Origin of the sequence: Corallococcus sp. AB049A (assembly GCF_003668885.1) — a bacterium.
Classification (GTDB): domain Bacteria; phylum Myxococcota; class Myxococcia; order Myxococcales; family Myxococcaceae; genus Corallococcus; species Corallococcus interemptor.
Map to the genome: position 1 here is coordinate 1 of NZ_RAWL01001449.1, position 387 is coordinate 387.

General features: G+C 67.7%; 1 protein-coding gene. It reads left to right on the forward strand.

All coding sequences use genetic code 11. From position 1 onward, the window contains the following. On the forward strand, nt 1-250 hold a 250-nt coding region (locus tag D7X55_RS47420; protein ID WP_368666536.1), incomplete at its 5' end, for a sulfurtransferase. Nucleotides 251-387 lie beyond the last annotated feature (137 nt).

The following is a 387-nucleotide window of genomic DNA, read 5'->3' on the forward strand; positions in this document are numbered from 1 at the left end:
CAACCGCCCGTTCGCCTTGAACGTACTCGATGGCCACCTGCGCGACCCACAGGCGCTGCGCGCCGAACTGCAGGGCGTGATCGGCAACCGCGATCCGCAGCAGGTGGTGCTGATGTGCGGCTCCGGCGTGACCGCCTGCCATCTGCTGCTGGCGATGGAAACGGCGGGCCTGTCCGGCGCGCGCATCTACGCCGACTCCTGGAGCGGGTGGGTCAGCGACAGCAGCCGCCCGGTGGCGACCGGCGCCTGAGCCGCGCGGGGTCGGATCCGTTTTCCAACGGAGAACGGTTCTGACCCCATCAACCGAAAATCGGGTCAGAGCCCGTTGCGTAGCAACGGGATCCGACCCCGTGTCGATTCGAAGGATCGCGGAGAACTGTCGAAGGC